18 protein-coding genes are annotated in these 18,290 nt (G+C 32.8%); 10 read left to right on the top strand and 8 right to left on the bottom strand.

The annotated features are described in order from the left end of the window. Positions 1–72 precede the first annotated feature (72 nt). Positions 73–1,380 (top strand): DUF1015 domain-containing protein, encoded by a 1,308-nt coding sequence (locus SOY52_RS02750; protein ID WP_320847456.1) that lies wholly within the window; start codon positions 73–75, stop codon positions 1,378–1,380. On the opposite strand, the gene SOY52_RS02745 is transcribed toward SOY52_RS02750, so the two are convergent. Both SOY52_RS02745 and SOY52_RS02740 read right to left on the bottom strand, forming a co-directional pair. Then, complete coding sequence (locus SOY52_RS02745; RefSeq protein ID WP_320847455.1) at positions 1,373–1,939, bottom strand: L-threonylcarbamoyladenylate synthase; 567 nt, start codon at positions 1,937–1,939, stop codon at positions 1,373–1,375. The two genes, SOY52_RS02750 and SOY52_RS02745, sit on opposite strands and share 8 nt — an antisense overlap. Beyond that, positions 1,920–2,399, bottom strand: coding sequence for a hypothetical protein (locus SOY52_RS02740; RefSeq protein WP_320847454.1), 480 nt, complete (start codon positions 2,397–2,399; stop codon positions 1,920–1,922). Before SOY52_RS02740 ends, SOY52_RS02745 begins: the two co-directional genes overlap by 20 nt. A 67-nt stretch (positions 2,400–2,466) precedes the next feature. Here SOY52_RS02740 and SOY52_RS02735 point away from each other — a divergent pair, with 67 nt between their 5' ends. Then, on the top strand, positions 2,467–3,771 hold the full coding sequence (locus tag SOY52_RS02735) for a hypothetical protein (protein WP_320847453.1): 1,305 nt from the start codon (positions 2,467–2,469) through the stop codon (positions 3,769–3,771). Between the two features lie 59 nt (positions 3,772–3,830). After that, a complete protein-coding gene (locus tag SOY52_RS02730; RefSeq protein WP_320847452.1) occupies positions 3,831–4,688 on the top strand; it encodes a hypothetical protein in 858 nt (285 codons plus the stop codon). A gap of 31 nt (positions 4,689–4,719) precedes the next feature. Here SOY52_RS02730 and SOY52_RS02725 read toward each other — a convergent pair whose 3' ends face one another. After that, the gene (locus SOY52_RS02725) at positions 4,720–5,727 is read right to left on the bottom strand and encodes a hypothetical protein (protein ID WP_320847451.1); all 1,008 of its coding nucleotides are present in this window, start codon (positions 5,725–5,727) and stop codon (positions 4,720–4,722) included. Positions 5,728–5,786: 59 nt separating this feature from the next. On the opposite strand from SOY52_RS02725, the gene murE reads away from it, so the two are divergent. From murE to dinB, 3 genes are read left to right on the top strand one after another with little or no spacing between them, the layout of a single operon-like run. Beyond that, positions 5,787–7,235, top strand: coding sequence for a UDP-N-acetylmuramyl-tripeptide synthetase (gene murE / locus SOY52_RS02720; protein ID WP_320847450.1), 1,449 nt, complete (start codon positions 5,787–5,789; stop codon positions 7,233–7,235). Further along, complete coding sequence (locus SOY52_RS02715) at positions 7,232–8,215, top strand: hypothetical protein (protein ID WP_320847449.1); 984 nt, start codon at positions 7,232–7,234, stop codon at positions 8,213–8,215. The genes murE and SOY52_RS02715 overlap by 4 nt, the downstream gene beginning before the upstream one ends. Then, positions 8,208–9,389 carry a DNA polymerase IV gene (gene dinB / locus SOY52_RS02710; RefSeq protein WP_320847448.1) on the top strand — a complete coding sequence of 394 codons (1,182 nt, stop codon included), beginning with the start codon at positions 8,208–8,210 and terminating at the stop codon, positions 9,387–9,389. Before SOY52_RS02715 ends, dinB begins: the two co-directional genes overlap by 8 nt. On the opposite strand, the gene SOY52_RS02705 is transcribed toward dinB, so the two are convergent. Then, complete coding sequence (locus SOY52_RS02705; RefSeq protein WP_414429581.1) at positions 9,354–10,172, bottom strand: undecaprenyl-diphosphate phosphatase; 819 nt, start codon at positions 10,170–10,172, stop codon at positions 9,354–9,356. The two genes, dinB and SOY52_RS02705, sit on opposite strands and share 36 nt — an antisense overlap. Positions 10,173–10,233: 61 nt before the next feature. Here SOY52_RS02705 and SOY52_RS02700 point away from each other — a divergent pair, with 61 nt between their 5' ends. Genes SOY52_RS02700 through SOY52_RS02685 form a run of 4 tightly spaced genes read left to right on the top strand, consistent with a single transcriptional unit; the run spans position 10,234 to position 14,261 of the window. Next, positions 10,234–10,746, top strand: coding sequence for a tRNA (cytidine(34)-2'-O)-methyltransferase (locus SOY52_RS02700; protein WP_320847446.1), 513 nt, complete (start codon positions 10,234–10,236; stop codon positions 10,744–10,746). Continuing rightward, the gene (gene proC, locus SOY52_RS02695; protein WP_320847445.1) at positions 10,743–11,528 is read left to right on the top strand and encodes a pyrroline-5-carboxylate reductase; all 786 of its coding nucleotides are present in this window, start codon (positions 10,743–10,745) and stop codon (positions 11,526–11,528) included. The genes SOY52_RS02700 and proC overlap by 4 nt, the downstream gene beginning before the upstream one ends. A 4-nt stretch (positions 11,529–11,532) precedes the next feature. Then, positions 11,533–12,813: a serine--tRNA ligase gene (serS, locus tag SOY52_RS02690; RefSeq protein ID WP_320847444.1), complete on the top strand. Its 1,281-nt coding sequence runs from the start codon at positions 11,533–11,535 to the stop codon at positions 12,811–12,813. Positions 12,814–12,818: 5 nt separating this feature from the next. Then, positions 12,819–14,261: a nicotinate phosphoribosyltransferase gene (locus SOY52_RS02685; RefSeq protein WP_320847443.1), complete on the top strand. Its 1,443-nt coding sequence runs from the start codon at positions 12,819–12,821 to the stop codon at positions 14,259–14,261. On the opposite strand, the gene SOY52_RS02680 is transcribed toward SOY52_RS02685, so the two are convergent. Genes SOY52_RS02680 through SOY52_RS02665 form a run of 4 tightly spaced genes read right to left on the bottom strand, consistent with a single transcriptional unit; the run spans position 14,258 to position 18,254 of the window. Beyond that, a complete protein-coding gene (locus SOY52_RS02680) occupies positions 14,258–14,965 on the bottom strand; it encodes an N-acetylmuramoyl-L-alanine amidase (protein WP_320847442.1) in 708 nt (235 codons plus the stop codon). The two genes, SOY52_RS02685 and SOY52_RS02680, sit on opposite strands and share 4 nt — an antisense overlap. Beyond that, positions 14,952–15,872 (bottom strand): hypothetical protein, encoded by a 921-nt coding sequence (locus SOY52_RS02675; RefSeq protein WP_320847441.1) that lies wholly within the window; start codon positions 15,870–15,872, stop codon positions 14,952–14,954. Before SOY52_RS02675 ends, SOY52_RS02680 begins: the two co-directional genes overlap by 14 nt. Continuing rightward, positions 15,856–16,983: a glutamate 5-kinase gene (gene proB, locus SOY52_RS02670; protein ID WP_320847440.1), complete on the bottom strand. Its 1,128-nt coding sequence runs from the start codon at positions 16,981–16,983 to the stop codon at positions 15,856–15,858. Before proB ends, SOY52_RS02675 begins: the two co-directional genes overlap by 17 nt. Next, complete coding sequence (locus tag SOY52_RS02665; RefSeq protein WP_320847439.1) at positions 16,983–18,254, bottom strand: glutamate-5-semialdehyde dehydrogenase; 1,272 nt, start codon at positions 18,252–18,254, stop codon at positions 16,983–16,985. Before SOY52_RS02665 ends, proB begins: the two co-directional genes overlap by 1 nt. Between the last annotated feature and the right edge of the window lie 36 nt (positions 18,255–18,290).

The following is an 18,290-nucleotide window of genomic DNA, read 5'->3' as shown; positions in this document are numbered from 1 at the left end:
TTTTTTTCTTGTGAAATATATAATTTTATGCTTATTATATTTATGAAAATACTATTTTTTTCGAGGTATTTTATGAAAAATGAAATTTTAACAGAATTCAAGAAGTACGGTGCTATTCCTACTAACATTTTAATTCCAGATCATTTTGTTGATTTAAAAAAGTGGGCAGTTGTCGCATGTGACCAATACACTAGTCAAAAAGACTATTGGAAGGATGTAGAGGATTTTTGTAAAGGTTCTCCTTCTACAGATAACTTAATCTTTCCTGAGTGTTATTTAGAAGATGATGATAAGGAAGAAAGAATTAAGAGAATTAATCAAACAATGCAAGAATACCTTGATAACAATATTTTCAAGGAATTAAAGGATTGTTTTATTTTAGTTGAAAGAACAACAGAAAGTGGTACCCGTTATGGCTTGATGGCAGCTTTAGATCTTGAAAAATATTCCTATGCAAAAGATTCTAAAACTCCAATTCGAGCCACAGAAGGAACAATCCTTTCTCGTATTCCTCCTAGAAAGGAAATTAGAAAGAATGCTCCTTTAGAGCTTCCTCACATCATGGTATTAATTAGTGATGAAAAGAGAAAAATTATTGAACCTCTTAGAGACAAGAAGGATAAGTTAGAAGTTGTATATGATACTCCTTTAATGAAAGATGGAGGTCACTTAAAGGGATATTTAGTAAATAGCGATGAAGATTTACAAAATGTTCTAGAAGGCTTCAAAGCTCTCTCTGCAACTTTAAATCCTGAAAATCCTCTATTATTCGCAATGGGTGATGGAAACCACTCTCTTGCAACAGCAAAGAGCCAATGGGAAGATATTAAAAAGTCTTTAAAGGATTGTGAACTAGATACACATCCTGCTCGCTATGCACTTGTCGAATTAGAAAACATCTTCGATGAAGCATTATTCTTTGAGCCAATTCATAGAGTATTCTTTAATCTTGATAAAAATGATTTTGAGGACTCTCTAAAAAAGACTGCAGATAGCTTTGATGTAATTAAGGTAAATGATTTATCTCAAATTAAGGCAGAAATAAATAAAGATAGGCAAGCTTTTGGTTACATTGATGAGGCAGGATACTATGTTTATTTTATGAATAATCCAACATCTTCTACAGCTGCAGGTACAATGCAGGAAGTAATTGATGATTTAATTACAAATAAAAAATGTGAAATTGACTACATTCATGGAATGGAAGTTACTGAGGAATTAGGTAAAAAGCCTAATAATGTTGGTATTATTCTACCAGAAGTATCTAAAGAGACTTTCTTCGATACAATACTAAGAGATAGAGCATTCCCAAGAAAGACATTCTCTATTGGTCATGCTCATGAAAAAAGATTCTACTTTGAAGCAAGAAAGATTAAATAAGATAAGGCTTAATATCAAAAGCACCTTGTCTAATAATCTTTACCTCATCAGATGAAAAGTCAACAAGGGTTGAAGCAACTGCTTCGCCCTTGATTTCTTTTTTAACAATGAAATCGACCTCATTATCAAAGAACTTTTTTATATCTTCAAAAGTATTTAAGCTAGGTTGACCAGAAATATTTACACTAGTAGACCAAATTGGTCCAATGCTATCAATTAAAGATAAAATAAAACTATCATTTGGAATTCTAACAGCAACTGTTTCATCACTATCTTTTTTCTTTAAAATTGCTGTAAGAGGAGCTGGCCAAATATCATAAAGAAATTTAGGAACAATTAATGATGACCTAGAAAGATATTCTTTATTCATTAAAGTGATTAAATTCTTATTTTGAGGCCTTTTTTTTAGTTCATATATTTTTTCTCTAGTACTATTGTTGCTTCTTGCACAAAAGCCATAAATAGTATCACAAGGAATTGCTCCTACCTTATCCTCAGCTAAAAGCTGAGAAATTTTTTCTATATTTCTTTCATCAAAATCAAAAATCATAGTTTTCATAATGCTTTTCACCTTCCTCGTTTGTTAAAGTTTCACTGCTACCCTTCTTACGACTTAAGAAAAGAATAATAAGTGCCATAAAAAATGAAAAACCAAAAGAGATTAAAAAAATAATTTTCATGCTTATTCCCTTGTATATCTCTGGTAATTTCTCATCAACAATTTTATTTTGTTCTTCAATCTCATCAGGCGTTTGAAAATAGAAAACCTTCTCACCTTCTCTGTTATATCCAAGTGAAAGTGCTAAATCGTCCATAGCACTATTTTCATCAAGACTTTCATACTGTTTTGATAGTGAAGCAACTTGAACTTCAAGAAGCTCTTCTTTTTGCTTTAAAGCTTCATATCTTTTAACTAGACTACGATTTACTAAGTATCCATTATCACTAAATATAGTGGTGAGGATTACAAAAGATACAAGAAAACATATACAAATCAAGAGAAGTTTTTTTATTGTCATTGGTTCCTCACATATGTATAATAATAAATAGTACCTATGTTTGTATACAACTTTGGAGGTCATTTACATGTCTAAAACAAAAAGTACGGCTAAGCTTGTAATTACTAGTGTCATATTGTCATTAATCGTTTTGGCAATATTCACTCTTGTTTTCTTAAAGTATATCGTACCAGTTTATAGCATCACAGAAAAACAAGTATATGATGTTTTAGTAAAGCTTTTCCCAATTCTTGTTGGTTTAGCATTAATTCAAATTGGTATAATTGCTGGTAAGCGTAATGATGAAGATTTTAAAGACCAAATCGATAAACTTCCACCTAACTCTTACTCTACTCTTGCAGGACAAGGTTTAAGTGATGATCCATCTAATGTTTCACTTAACACTGCACCACTTAAAGCAGAACCAACTGTAATAGAAAAACCTGTTGAAATTATTAAAGAGGTTCCAGTTGAAGTTGTTAAGGAAGTTGTAAAAGAAGTTCCTGTTGAAGTAACAAAAGAAGTACCAGTCGAGGTAATTAAGGAAGTTGTTAGAGAAGTTCCTGTTGAAGTTCTTAGAGACGTAATCAAGGAAATTGAAATTCCGGTTGAAGTTATCAAGGAAGTTCCAATCGAAGTAGTTAGAGAAGTCGAAAAAGAAGTACCTGTCGAAGTAATTAAAGAAGTCATCAAAGAAGTTCCAGTTGAGGTAATCAAGGAAGTCATTAAGGAAGTTCCTGTTGAGGTTATTAAGGAAGTAGAAAAAGAAGTTCCTGTTGAGGTAGTTAAAGAAGTACCTGTAGAAATTATCAAGGAAGTTCCTGTAGAGGTAATCAAGCCTGTTGAAGTAATAAAAGAAGCTCCAATTGAAATTGTTAAGGAAGTTGAAGTACCTGTTGAAGTAATTAAAGAAGTCATCAAGGAAGTTCCAGTTGAAGTTCTCAGAGAGGTACCAGTAGAAGTTGTCAAGGAAGTTGTCAAAGAGGTTCCTGTTGAGGTTATCAGAGAAGTAGAGAAAGAAGTTCCAGTTGAAGTTGAGAAAGTTGTTTCTGTTCCTCAAGATGTTTCAGAGGATATGCTTGATCTTAACTCATTGCTTGAAAGAGAAATTGCATTTAGTAGAGAAAACTTTACAGACCTTACAATTGCAGCTATTAAGAAGAGTAATGATTTAACACTTGATAAGCTTAATATGACATTAAGTCAGTATGCATTCGTATTTGATAACGATAATGCATATATTTTAGTATTCTGTTTTGCAAATGAAGAAGAAGTAAATGAGATTATTAAGAGTCAGGAATTTAATCTTGGTTCACTTACTTATTCAACTGCAACATTAAATGAAAAGAGTACTCCTGAAAGCTTAATAAAAGAAGCAATCACATTACTCTAATAAAACTTAACTTATTACAGCTCTTTGCAATATAAGAGCTGTTTTTTATAGGAGGAAAAATGTTAACAGTCTTAAAGAACTCAAACTGTAGCCTTACTATTTCAACATTAGGTGCAGAACCTCAGAGCTTTATTTTAAATGGTATTGAATATATTTGGAATGGAGACAAAGCTCACTGGCCAAGAAGAGCTCCTTTACTCTTTCCTGTAACAGGACCACTTAGAGAGGATTCAGTTGCTGTTAATGGAGTACAATATAAAATGCCAGGTAATGGTTTTGCTCGTGACACAGAATTTACTCTTGTTTCTACAACAGATGATAGTGCAACATATGTATTAACTGATAATGAATATACTAGACAGTTCTATCCATTAGCTTTTAAACTTACAGTTACCTATACACTCAAAGATGCTGCATATACAGCTTCATGCACAATTGAAGCTCCAAGTGAGGATATTTATTTCACTTATGGCTGGCATCCTGCATTCTCTCTTGATATCAATGGTAAAGATTGCCCTCTTGAAACATATTCTCTTTCATTTAGCCAAAATGAAAGACTCGATAGAAGATACCAGGTTAATGGAATTTTCAATGTTGAAAAGGATTTCTTAGTTGGTGATACTATTGAACTATCAAGAAAAGAAACAGATAAAGGACCTATTGCACTTTGGAATGTTAAGAGTGATGAAGTAACATTAACTTCAACTCAAGGAGAACATGGTGTTACAGCTACTCTCGGTTCCTTCGACACCTTTGTTGCTTGGACTCCTGCTAATAACGCTCAGTTTATTTGTCTTGAACCAATGTACTCCTTTGGCGATGCATCACGACCTCTTGAAATGAGTCAAATGTATGGAATTAGAAAGCTTAGTAAAGGTGAAACAGTTACATATACAAATGAATTTAGATTCTTCTAAGTAAGTTGGAGCCCCAATCGGGGCTCTTAATTTAAAGTAAGAATGATATTGCAAATTTAAAATCGGAATAGTCCTTATCACTTGAAAACTTATATTCTACTTTAAACTTACATTTATCATAAAGCAAATCAACAGCAAGCTTTAAATAGCTGGAACTTGGTTTAATTCTAAATATTTCTTTTGAACTTCTCTCATCACCATAAACCATAATTAAATTAATATTTCTGTTAGGTAAAAATTGAAGCATTAATTCACTTGAAAGTTCTAAGTTTAAATAAGAACTAAATATATTATTTAAAGCAAATCCAAATCGAGGTCTATAAAAAGCAAGTTCTCCATTATTAGTGTATTTACCTCTTCTATAAGAAACACCAAATGAAAGTGTATTTAATATATTATCAAAGTTAACAGTCAAATCCTTTGACTGATTTAAAATTAGAAAAGAATCAGTATAAAGGCCAAAAGAAAAATTAGAAACATGATACTGAGAACCAAATCCTAAATTAAAGTAATTACTATTTTCTAATGTGGTGTATTCAGCAAATAAAAAGTTTTGTACTATTCCAAGGTATGAGGAAATAGTTTTATTATCTCTAATAGACTTACTACCCCCCTTTATTCTTGCGCCAAAAGCAAAATTATTAATATTAAAGCCCCAGTCTAACTGAATATTATTGCTAGTAATAAAATCATAGGAAACACCATCATTAACAATTTTTCTATCAGATGTATTGTATCCAAAAGCTGCCGAAAACAATATGCCAGATCCACCAAAACTGACATTTAAATAGCTATCAGAGTTTTGAACAAATGATAATGGCTCATTAAATTTTGTTCTATTTAAATTATCATGATAATCATAACCCACTATAAATCTATTATTAATATCACTTCTGAATGCTATTGCTGAAGGATTGGAATATACATCTGTATATTCAGAATAAAATGAAACATTGTTTGGAAATGAAGAAAAAGGTAATGAAAAAATATTACCTAAAATCACAAATAAAAAAATAAATACAGCACCTACTTTCTTCATATTTTTAAGATAACACATAGTTCTTTTTTCTAAAAGCTTAACATGATAATATTAGTCTTATGATAAGTATTGATTGCTTAGCAAAGGCACTTAAAGGAAAGTTATATTTAAAGGAAGATAAAATCCTTTCATCCCTTGAGTTTGACTCAAGAGAGGTTAAAAAAGATTCTGCATTTTTTACTTTTAATGGTATTCATACTAATGGTAATAACTATATTGAAGATGCAATACAAAATGGTGCAGCTCTAATAGTAACAAACACTCTTCCTCAGACGATTCATGATGATGTTTCCTACTTTGTAAGTGATGAAAATATTAGAGAACTTTATGCACTATCATCATCACTATTTTTTAATAATGTGCAATCAAAATTAAAGATTATTGGTGTAACTGGTACTGATGGAAAGACAACTACTACTGATTTCTTATACCAACTATTGAATAGTTTTGGTCATAAAACAGCCATGATTTCAACTGTATATATTGATGATGGAAGTGGTAAAAAGTATTCAACAACAAGACAAAGTACACCAGAAGCCTTCTTTTTGCACTCATTTTTATACCAAGCATATAGTAATAATTGTGAATATGTAGTAATGGAGACAACATCTCATGCACTATCAAATGAGTATTGTCGAGTAAAGGGTATTAGTTTTACTTCCTCAATATACACTACAGTCTCAAGTGAACACCTAGAGTTTCATAAAAGCCTAGAAAACTATTATGATGCAAAAGCAAACCTTGCTCATAATACACTTTATAATGTAGTAATTTACAACGACTCCCCTATTTTAGATAAAATAAATAGAATTGCAAAACATAAGGTAGTTGAATTAACAAAACCTGAAATAACAGATGAAAGAATTGATTCAACTTCATTTTATGTAGATGGAATAAAATATTCTATTCCACTCTTTGGCTCTTATAATGTTTATAATGCTTTTGAAGCTGCTATTTTGGTTTCTCGATTATTAAAGCTACCTAAAGAAGTCGTTTTATCTAAACTAAAAAATTTAGAGGCTCCTAAGGGACGATTTAACACTTATAGTTATAAAAATAAATTTGTAATTATTGATTTTGCTCATACTCCAGATAGCTTTGAAAAACTATTTTCTTCATTTAGAAAAGTATTTCCAAATAAAGAAATCACAGCTGTATTTGGAGCAGCTGGAGATAGAGATAAAAGTAAAAGAAAAGGACTTGGCAAAGTAGCTAGCACTTATGCATCAAATATCATATTAACAGAGGAAGATCCTAGAAGTGAAAATGTATTAGATATTTCTCTTGATATTATTGAGGGTATACCAGAAGAAAGAAGAAAAAAGATACATATCTATACTGAAGATCAAAGAGAAGCGGCAATTAAGCTTGCTTTAACAATTTCAGCTCCTGATGGGGTAATCTTTTTACTTGGTAAAGGTCATGAAAGATCAATATCATATAAGAAAAACACACGAAATTACTTAGAAGAGGATGCTTTATTAAATATTTTAAAGGAAAATGTATGACAATTCTCTTATTTTATGGCGGCTTATCAAGCGAACATGAAATATCAATAAGAAGTGAAGCTAATATCAAAGAAGTTCTAATTTCTTTAGGATATTCAATTAAAGAAATATTTATCACAAAAGATGGAAGATACCTTTATGAAGGAGATGAAGTAATTATTATTCCTCAAAAAGGATTTTTTACTAAAGAGAATAAAATTGAATTTGATGTAGCTTTCCCTGTTTTACATGGAAAAAACGGAGAAGATGGAACTATTCAAGCCCTCTTTGAAATAGTAAATGTACCATACATCAGTGAAGATATTATTACTAGCTCTATAGGAATGAATAAAGAAATCTTTCATGACCTTCTCTATAAAAAAGTTCCTGTAATAGAATCTAAAAAAATAAATAATTATTCTGATATAGATTTATCCTCATATGTTTTAAAGCCAGTTAGCGGAGGCTCTTCTATTGGTGTTTATATGATGGAAAATAATAGCCAAAATGAAGTTGAAAAAGTAATAAAAACTATTAAGGATTTAGACGATGATGTATTAATGCAACCTTGGATTAAGGATGCAAGAGAAATCGAATTTGGTGTTATTAATGATATAAAAAATGAAGAACTATTAATTCTAGGGCCTGTTGAAATAATAAAGAGTGGTCAATTACTATCTTATGATGCTAAATATAATGACCCTAATTTAAAAATAATTACAAAGGAGAACATCAATATTTCTCCGTCTACTATTCAAAAGCTAAAGCAAATAACAAAGGAAGTATTTAACTCTCTCAATGGTAAAGTTTATATGAGAGTTGATTATCTAGTTACTAATAATGAAGAAATATTTTTAAATGAGGTAAATACTATCCCAGGTCTTACCAAAACTAGTCATTTTATCGTTCTTGCAAAGGAAATAGGTTTTGAAAGACTATTTAATATCTTGATAAATGATGCATTAATAATTCATGAGAAAAAGAGGAGGAATAATGGCTAATCCTCTCTTCTTTCACGTTGATTTAGATGCTTTCTTTGCTTCAGTTGAAATCCTCGACAACCCAAAACTAAAAGGAAAACCATTAATAATAGGACACCCAGGACCAAGATCAGTTGTTTCAACATGCTCATATGAAGCAAGAAAATATGGAGTGCACTCAGCTATGCCAATGGTAACAGCCCTAAAACTATGTCCAAAGGCTATAGTTATAAGAGGCAATATGAAACGCTACAGTGAAATGAGTCATAAAGTAATGTCTATACTCTCATCTTATGCTCCAAAAATGATTCAAGCATCAATCGATGAAGCCTATCTTGATATGACAGGCTGTGAAAAGATTTATGGGGAGGCTGTAAGCAGTGCTAAAAATCTTAAAGAAAGAATTAAATCACAAACGGGGTTAACTGCCTCAATTGGAGTAGGATCTTCAAAATTTATTGCTAAACTTGCCTCGGATTACAGAAAACCAGATGGACTAACTGTTGTACCTTATGGTCTTGAACAGGATTTTGTTGATGCAGTAGGCCTTAATAAATTATGGGGAATTGGTAAAGCAACTTTAGAAAACCTACATAAACACCATATTTATACAACAGAGGAATTACGCTCACTTTCACAAAACCAATTAGCAAGCTTTTTTGGATCCTCTTTGGGTGAATATCTATATAAAATTGTAAGAGGAATAGATCCCGGTATTTATTCAGGGGAAAGCAAAAGTCATTCAATATCTAGTGAAAGGACCTTTTACCCTGATTTATTTGACCAAGATGCAATTGATGCATTTTTACTTGAATTATCACAAGAAGTAATGTTTCGCTCTATGCAGGAAAAGATGATAGCAAAAACTATTGGCTTAAAACTTCGATATGCATCATTTAAAACTTATACATTACAATCAACACCAGATAGAGGAATCTACACTACTAAAGATGTATATGAAGAAGTAAAAATGCTATTTAAAAAGAAACATACAGGAGAAGGCATTAGGCTATTAGGGGTTGGACTTTATAGTCTTTATAGTGGTGAAGAGCAAGAACAACCAGAACTTTTTAGTTCAGATAAAGAAAGAGAAAGAAAACTTGAAAAAGTAATTCTTTCTCTTAACTTAAAAGGTAATAATATAGTTAGAGCAACATCCTTAGCAAAAAGAAAAGTAAAGGATAATGAGAATTGATAAAATAATTCTATATACCCCAAATACAGAAAAGCTATGCTCTCTAACAAATTTAACAAGTGCTTTAATAACAAATAAAGAAACAATAAAAGCAACTAATGAACCAACAAGAAGGAACATCCATTCATTTAATGTAAAGTTTAATCCTGATTTCAATAATCTTAAAAGGGACGCACCTGCCATTACAGGAATAGCCATAAAGAATGAAAACTCTGCAACAACTGGTCGTGAAATACCAGTGATAATACCACCTAAAATTGTAGAACCCGATCTACTTGTTCCTGGAATTAGTGCAAGCATCTGGAATGCACCTATTTTTAAGCTATCGAGGTAGGAAATATCATCAAGGCTAGTTACCCTAGTTTTAAACTTAACTTTATTTTCTAAAATAATGTAAAGCACACCATAAACAAATAAAGCTATCGCAATAACAATGTAATTAGAGAGTTTTGAATCAATAATATCATCAAATAAAAGCCCTACTACTGCTGCAGGAATTGAAGCAACTAAAACCTTAAACCAAAGAGTAAAGGATCTCTTCATCTCCTTTTTATCTTTCTTAAATGGCCAAAGCTTAGACCAATAAAGAACTAAAACAGCAAGAATAGATCCAAGCTGAATAACAACTGTAAATACACTTTTAAATTGCTCCGATGCATTAAAAGGGAAAATTGAATCAAAAATTAAAAGGTGTCCAGTTGATGAAATTGGAAGCCATTCTGTTATACCTTGGATAACACCAAGCATTATTACTATTAAAAAATCACCCATATTGAGGATGATATCATCAAATGAAGGGTATTACAAGATTACAATAAATTTATAAAAAGTGTATCATAGCCACATGCTACATATTGTTCTATTTGAACCGGAGATACCACAAAATACAGGTAATATTGCTAGAACCTGTGCTGCAACAGGTACCTGCCTTGATTTGGTATATCCATTAGGATTTGATATCAGTGAGAAAGCAGTTCGTCATGCAGGCCTTGATTACTGGAAGGATGTGACGATTACTACATACAAAAATACAAGTGAATTTTTACTAGCTCATAAGGATGATGAACTATTCTTCTTCACTACTAAAGCAAGAAAGACTTATAGCGATGTAAAATATCCAACCGATAAAGATGTATATTTAATCTTTGGAAAAGAAAGTAGAGGTATTGAAGAAGAAGTTCTCCTTCAATATAAAGATAGATGTGTAAGAATTCCTATGATAAATGATACTCGAAGTCTTAATTTATCAAATTCAGCAGCTATTGCTGCATATGAATACTATAGACAAAGAGGATTTGATGGCGAATTTACTCTAAAAGGTGAATTACATAGGCATACTTGGGAGGATAATGTATGATAAAAATTGGTTTCTTAGGCTGTGGTAACATGGGAGGTTCAATAGCCAATGCTATCAATAACGACTATGAAGTTTACGTTTTTGATAAAGACCAAGCAAAGGCAAAAGCAATTTCAAATGTTACAGTTTTTTCATCAGAAAGTGAGCTTTTAGAGAAATCAGATATTATTATTCTGGCTGTTAAACCACAAATACTACCTTCCCTCTACCCTCTTTTATCCGAATTTAGCACTAAAAAATATATTTCAATTGCAGCAGGAGTTCCTCTTGAAGTACTTGAAAGAAAGATAAATTGTAAGAATATAGTTAGATTTATGCCTAATATTGCAGCGAAATCAAAAGCTGCAGTAACAGCAATTGCTGCAACTGAAAATGCAGATAAAGAATTTATTCAAACTGCTTTCGATATCGCTACTCACTTTGGTTCTGCTTTTATGCTCGATGAAAACTTATTTCCAGCATTTATTGGTATTTCAGGTTCAGCAATTGCATATGTATTTGAGTTTATCCATGCACTTGCTATGGGTGGCACAGACCAAGGAATTAGTTATAATGAAAGCGTTAAAATAGCTACAGACACTTTACAAAGTGCTGTTGCTTTACTAAAAGATAGTAAAGAAAATCCAGTTGAATTAATGAGTAAAGTTTGTTCAGCTAAGGGGACTACGATAAAAGGCATGAATGAGTTATATTCTAATGGGTTTGATAACGCAGTAATCAAAGCGGTAATAAGCGCAAGCGAAAAAAGCCAAGAATTAGAAAAATTAGCTAAGGAGATGTAATAAAATGATAGATGTAAAGGAACTTAAATCACGCTACGACGAAATCAAGGCAAACATTGACAACCGTTACATGAAAGTAGATCTTGATAAGATCATTAAGGATCAAGATGAGAGAGCTGCCCTACTTCTAGAGCTTGAAACACTTAGAGCAAAAAGAAATGAAACTGCTGCTAAGATGAAAGGCAAGTTAACTCCAGAAGAAAGAGCTGTATTAATCAATGAAGGTAAAGCAATCAAAGAAGAGCTTGCTGTAAAGGAAGCTGAATTTACCAAAATTGATCAAATTTTTAATGAAGAAGTTAGAACTATCCCTAACTATGCACACAAAGATGCTCCTATTGGTAAGGAAGATAAGGATTCTCTAGCAATCAAGTTCTTTGGCGAACCAAAGAAGTTCTCTTTTAAAGCAAAGGATCACGTCGAACTTGGTGAATCACTTGATATTCTTGACTTTGATAATGGTGCAAAGGTTGCTGGCCAAAAATTTTATTACATCAAGAACAAGGCTGTTATCCTTCAGATGGCTTTAGAGCGTTATGCAATGGATATTGTAATTAAACATGGCTTTACTCCATTTATCACTCCAGATATCGCTAAAGAAGAGATTTTAAATGGTATTGGTTTTAACCCAAGAGGTGAAGAATCTAACATCTATACAATTGAAGGAACTGGTACTTGTCTTGTTGGTACAGCTGAAATTACACTTGGTGGTTACTATCAGAATACTATCCTTGATAAAAAGGATCTACCAATAAAGATGACAGGTCTTTCACACTGCTTCAGAAGAGAAGCTGGTGGTGCTGGACAGTACTCAAAGGGGCTTTATAGAGTCCACCAATTTAGCAAACTTGAGATGTTTATTTACTGTCTCCCAGAAGAGAGTGATGATTTTCATAAGCAGATTCTTGCAATTGAAGAAGAAATCTTCTCAGGTCTTGGCCTTGCATATCGCGTAGTTGATACAGCCACAGGTGACTTAGGAGCTCCAGCATACCGCAAATTCGATATTGAAGCTTGGATGCCTGGTAGAGGTGAAGATGGAGAGTATGGTGAAGTAACAAGTACAAGTAACTGTACTGATTACCAAGCTAGAAGCTTAAACATCAGATATAGAGATGACGATGGTAAGATTAAGTTTGTACACATGTTAAATGGTACAGCAGTAGCACTTTCAAGAGCTATGGTTGCGATAATTGAAAACTACCAAAACGAAGATGGTTCTGTTTCAATCCCACCTGTTCTTGTTCCATATTGTGGCTTTGATAAAATTTCTAAAGAAGGTTGAATAATATGAAATCAGCATTGATCACTGACTTTTACGAACTTACTATGATGCAGGGATACTTTATCCAAAAGCATAACCCTAGAGTAGTATTTGACGTTTTCTACAGAAATAACCCATTTAATGGTGGTTATACTATCTTTACAGGACTTGAGGAGGTGATCGATGCTCTTGAAGGATTTTCTTTCTCAGAAAATGATATTAAGTATCTAAAGAGCTTAAATAAGTTTTCTGATGAGTTTTTAGATTATCTTTCAACATATCGTTTTACTGGTGATTTATATGCATTCGAAGAGGGTACTCCAGCTTTCCCTGGAGAGCCTCTTGTTAGAATTGAAACTAATTTAATGGATGCACAGCTTATTGAAAGCTTTATATTAAACCAGCTTAATTTCCAAACTCTCATTGCTACTAAGGCTTGCAGAATGACCTATGCGACTAGAGGCAAAGGCTCTATCATGGAGTTTGGACTTAGAAGAGCACAAGGTGAGGATGGTGCCCATATTGCTTCTCGTGCATCCTTTATTGGTGGAACAAAAGTAACAAGTAATACCTATGCAGGAAGAAAATACAATATCCCTGTAGCTGGTACTATGGCTCACTCTTGGATTATGAGCTTTGATAGCGAAGAAGAAGCATTTAGAGAGTTTGCTGAAATATATCCAGATAACGCAATATTCTTAATTGATACCTATGATACATTAGGAAGTGGTATTGATGCTGCTATAAAGGTAGGATTAGAGCTCAAGGCGAAGGGTAAGAATATGGGGGTTAGAATTGACTCTGGAGACCTTTCTTACCTTCCTCGTGTTATTCGTGACCGCCTTGATCAAGCAGGACTTGAAGAAGCTACAATTTGTGTATCTAACGATTTAACAGAAGAAATTATTCAAACTCTTGTTTCTGATGGTGTTCCAATTGACTCTTGGGGAATTGGTACCCACTTAGTTACAGGTGGTACACAATCAAGTTTAAATGGTGTTTATAAACTTGCGGCTAAAGAAAAGAATGGTGTTTTTGAACCTACCATGAAAATGAGTAATAGTTATGAAAAAACTACAAACCCAGGCATTAAGCAGGTTTATCGCTTCTATGATTCCTCTGGTAATGCACTTGCTGACTTAATAGCACTAAATGATGAAAAAATTGAGTGTGGAAAGGAATATACATTCTATCATCCATTTAGTATGGCCGATTACTTTGTAATGAAGCCTCAAAGCTACCATACAATTAAACCATTACTTACACTAAAAATGAAGGATGGTAAGAGAGTTGGAGTAAAACGCGATATAAGAGAAATTCAGAACTTCGTTCAAGTATCACTACTACAGTTCCATAAGAGTTATAAGAGACAGATAAACCCACACATTTATAAAGTATCTCTTTCTGAAAACTTGAAGGATCTAAAGCTTAACTTAATTAAAGAGCTTAAAGCTGAAAAGAAGAATTAATAGTTTAAGATGGCCGATGCAATTGCATCTGCCATTTTTTTCTGCCAATTGATATTGGTTAACTTTTCTCTATCATCCTCATTGGTGATAAACCCAATTTCAATTAAAAGGGATGGCATAAAGGTTTGATTTAACACCCATAAATCACCTTCTTTAACTCCCCTATTCTTATATTGAGGAAATGTTTTACTAATAGACGAGCTAACTAATGATGCAAGATGTGAATTAACACTATTTATATAAGAATTAACAATAGTATTATTGTATGGAGCATAAATACTAATTAGTCTATTTGATGTTTTACTTGATAACAATGCTAGTCTTTTTTGATCATCCTTAATGTATATTTCAAATCCACTAGCCAAGTTACTAGAAGCTGCATTAACGTGAATAGAAATGAAGATGGGAAATCCATTTACATCAAAATCCTGAGAATTTGCAAAATCACAACGCTCTTGTAGAGAAAGATATTCATCTTTATCTCTTGTTAATACACAATTAACATTATCTTTTAATGCATCAAATAGATATTTTGAAACATTTAATACAATATCCTTTTCTTCAATATCACCACTTACAGCACCAGGATCCTTTCCTCCGTGACCTGCATCAATAACAACAAGCGAAATATCACTTTTAAAAGGATTTGAAAAAAGTGGGAAAATAAAGAATAAAAAGAGGATAATTGTACTAAGACTCTTCATAGCCCCATTCCTTAATTAAAGTAAAGAAGTCAGTCTTTTGCAAAATAATCTGCTTGCTCTTAACCTCTTCCTTTAATAGTTTTTTATCAACGTAAGGCTTCCATTTTTCAACTACGTTCTTTCCTGCAATACGATGAATAGATAAAGCTCTTGTATAGCATCTTTCCATTCCTTCACACTCAGAACGATCTTCAATTATTGAATGCTTTTGAGAAAAACGAACAGCGAAATCAGAAAATGTAAATAAACTATATCCAAAGAGATGTACTCTAATGCCAAAGTCCAAAAGCTGGTAGTACTCCCCTACAATTTCCTCATCAAAACCTCTTAAACGTTGAAATAGTGCTCTATCATAAAGCCCTATTCCCATAACAGGGTATAAATTTAAAGCCGTTTTACCAATCTCAATTGGAGGTTCAAATGACATTGGTACAATTTCACGGCCTTTTATATAAGGAGTTCTAATTGTAGGAAGCACTTCCATATCCAAATTAAGCATTATAGGAGTAATGCAGGCAGGATGACGCTTATCAAGCATTAATGAAAGTAAAGTAGAACCTGAAAAACCAATCATCTGGATATCAGATCTAACAACTAAAAAGTATGTTGCATAGCATTCATTAGCAAAGGCATTAATCTGTTCGCCTAAACTAACAAGAGTTTTAAACAGTACAAAGGAAACATCAGGATATAATTCATCAAATGAATACTCCTCATAACGCTCTTCAAGCATAATAACATGGATAGAGCAATTCATATTTTGAATATACCAATCGATAGTTTCTTTTAATACTTCTACACTTGATACATCCAAAATCCCTATAGATAACTGTTGCTGTCTATAGAGAGCTGAAATACGCATACCAATATCTTGTTTTCTAATTACTGTCCTATAGTGACTCTGCATCGTTTAAAAATACCACATCTTCAGGTCTAAAGATACAATCTTTTTTACCTTCTCCAATAATTGATTCAATTTCTTGACTCTTATGCCCCATCATCAAAGCTGTCTCTGTTGAATTAAAGTAAGGAACAGCCTTTGCAAAAACTCTTCCGTCAGGGCCTCCTACTGCAACTACATCACCTACTTCCCAAACTCCATCAACTCTAGTAACCCCTGATGGAAGTAAGCTATGGTGACCAAATAGTGCTTGTCTTGCACCTTCATCAACATAGATAGTACCCATATGTGAGTTGTTGATAATCCAACGCTCTCTCTGGTTTAACTTTCGTCCAGGGTGAACATAGCTACCAATCTCCTCACCTTTTAAGATTCTAACTAAAATATCCTTTTCGTATCCTGAAGCAATAACTGTTCCACAGTATGCCATAGATGCAATTGAAGCAGCTAAAAGCTTAGTTTTCATACCACCTGTTGAAAATGTTGAGCCCGCTCCCTTTGCATATGCCATTATAGTAGAATCGATTTTAACAATATCCTTGATTAATACCGCATTCTTATCGCTCTTTGGATTACCAGTATAAAGGCCATCGATATCAGTTAATAAAATAAGTAAATCAGCATCAATTTTTGAAGCAACCATTGCACTCATTCTATCATTATCACCAAAAGCAGATCCTATTTCAGCTGTAGAGATAACATCATTTTCATTAAAAATAGGAACGATACCAAGGGCTAGCAAGGTTGAAACACTACTACGTAAGTTATTATATGTTTTTCTATTATTTAAATCATTTCTAGTTAACAGTACTTGAGAACATACTATCTTATGCTGACTAAAAGCCCTTCTATAGTGCTCCATCAAAATTGGCTGTCCAATTGCAGCACAAGCTTGACGCATAGGAATATGCACAACTCTATTTTTATGTTTTATCTCCTTAGCACCAAGCCCAATAGCACCAGAAGTAACAAGTAGTACTTGATAACCCATATCTCTTAAATCAGCAATTTGAGAACATAGAGAATCAATACGCTTTTCATCAATTCCATCTGCTGATGAAAGTAAATTAGTGCCAACTTTTACTACAACTCTTTTAAATGATGAAAAATCACGCATCACATTAGCTCCCTATGTGTAAAATGCTTAGCATTAGCACCGGTATAATCCTTTACAACTTGACCTGTACCAGTTAATTGGTATTTATAAGTTGTTAATCCCTCTAAACCTACAGGACCACGTGCATGTAGCTTTCCAGTTGAAATACCAACCTCAGCGCCAAGACCAAATCTGAATCCATCAGCAAATCTAGTTGAACAGTTTGCAAAAACATCGGCAGAATCAACACAGTTAAAGAAGGTAAGCTGTTCTTCCCTATCAGTGCTAATAATACAATCTGTATGGTGTGATGAATGCATAGCAATATGGTTAATTGCTTCCTCTAAGGTTTTCACAATCTTGATATTAAGTTCTAAGGCAAGATACTCCATATCGTATTCACCATCTGTTGCCCTAATTACATCGATATACTTACAAACCTCTTCATCTCCGTGAATCTTTACACCATTACTTACTAAAGCATCTCTTAATACAGGTAAAAACGAAGGTGCTATAGACTCATTTATTAATAGTGTCTCAACGGCATTACATGCTGCAGGGTATTGAATCTTACTATCAACAATCACATTTATAGCTAAATCTAAATCTGCCTTATCAGAAACATATATTGAGCAAATTCCGTCAGCATGACCCATTACTGGGATATTAGTATTATCCATACAGTACTTTACGAATTTATTTGAGCCACGAGGGATTATTAAATCAATGTCACCTTCCATCTTTAACATTTGATCAACATCACTATGACTCTCTAAAAGTAGGATATAATCATCATCTACTAAAGCACTATGTATAACACTTCTAAGTGCTTTATTAGTGTTAGCCGCTTCACTTCCACCCTTTAAAATAATTCCATTACCACTTTTAATTGCTAGAGAAATAATTTGAACCATTGCATCAGGACGTGCCTCAAATACCATACCAATTACGCCAAGTGGGTATGATACTTTTTCTAAAATTAAACCTTCATCAAGCTCTCTAACAGCTAGTTTTTTACCTGTTGGGCACTCAAGCTTAATTACAGATGAAAGAGAATCTAAACAAGAGTTAATTTTTTGGTCATCGAAAACTAAACGATGCAAAACAGCATCACTAATACCCTTTTCTCTTGCACTATTAATGTCCTTTTCATTTGCACTCTTTAGCTCAAATCTATTTTCATCTAGAGCCTTCTTAATCTTTTCAAGAAGGCTATTTCTTTGACTATCACTCATTAAAGAAAGAGTTAATGCACTTTTTCTTACTCTCTTTATACAATCAATTGTATCCATAGCACATAGCATAATTCATTTCATTTCTTTAAACAA

The organism is Bullifex sp., from assembly GCF_034103065.1.
In the GTDB taxonomy this organism is placed as follows: Bacteria; Spirochaetota; Spirochaetia; order Sphaerochaetales; family Sphaerochaetaceae; genus Bullifex.
Note: the sequence above shows the minus strand (reverse complement) of the source record. Positions and strands in the feature narration are given on the sequence as shown.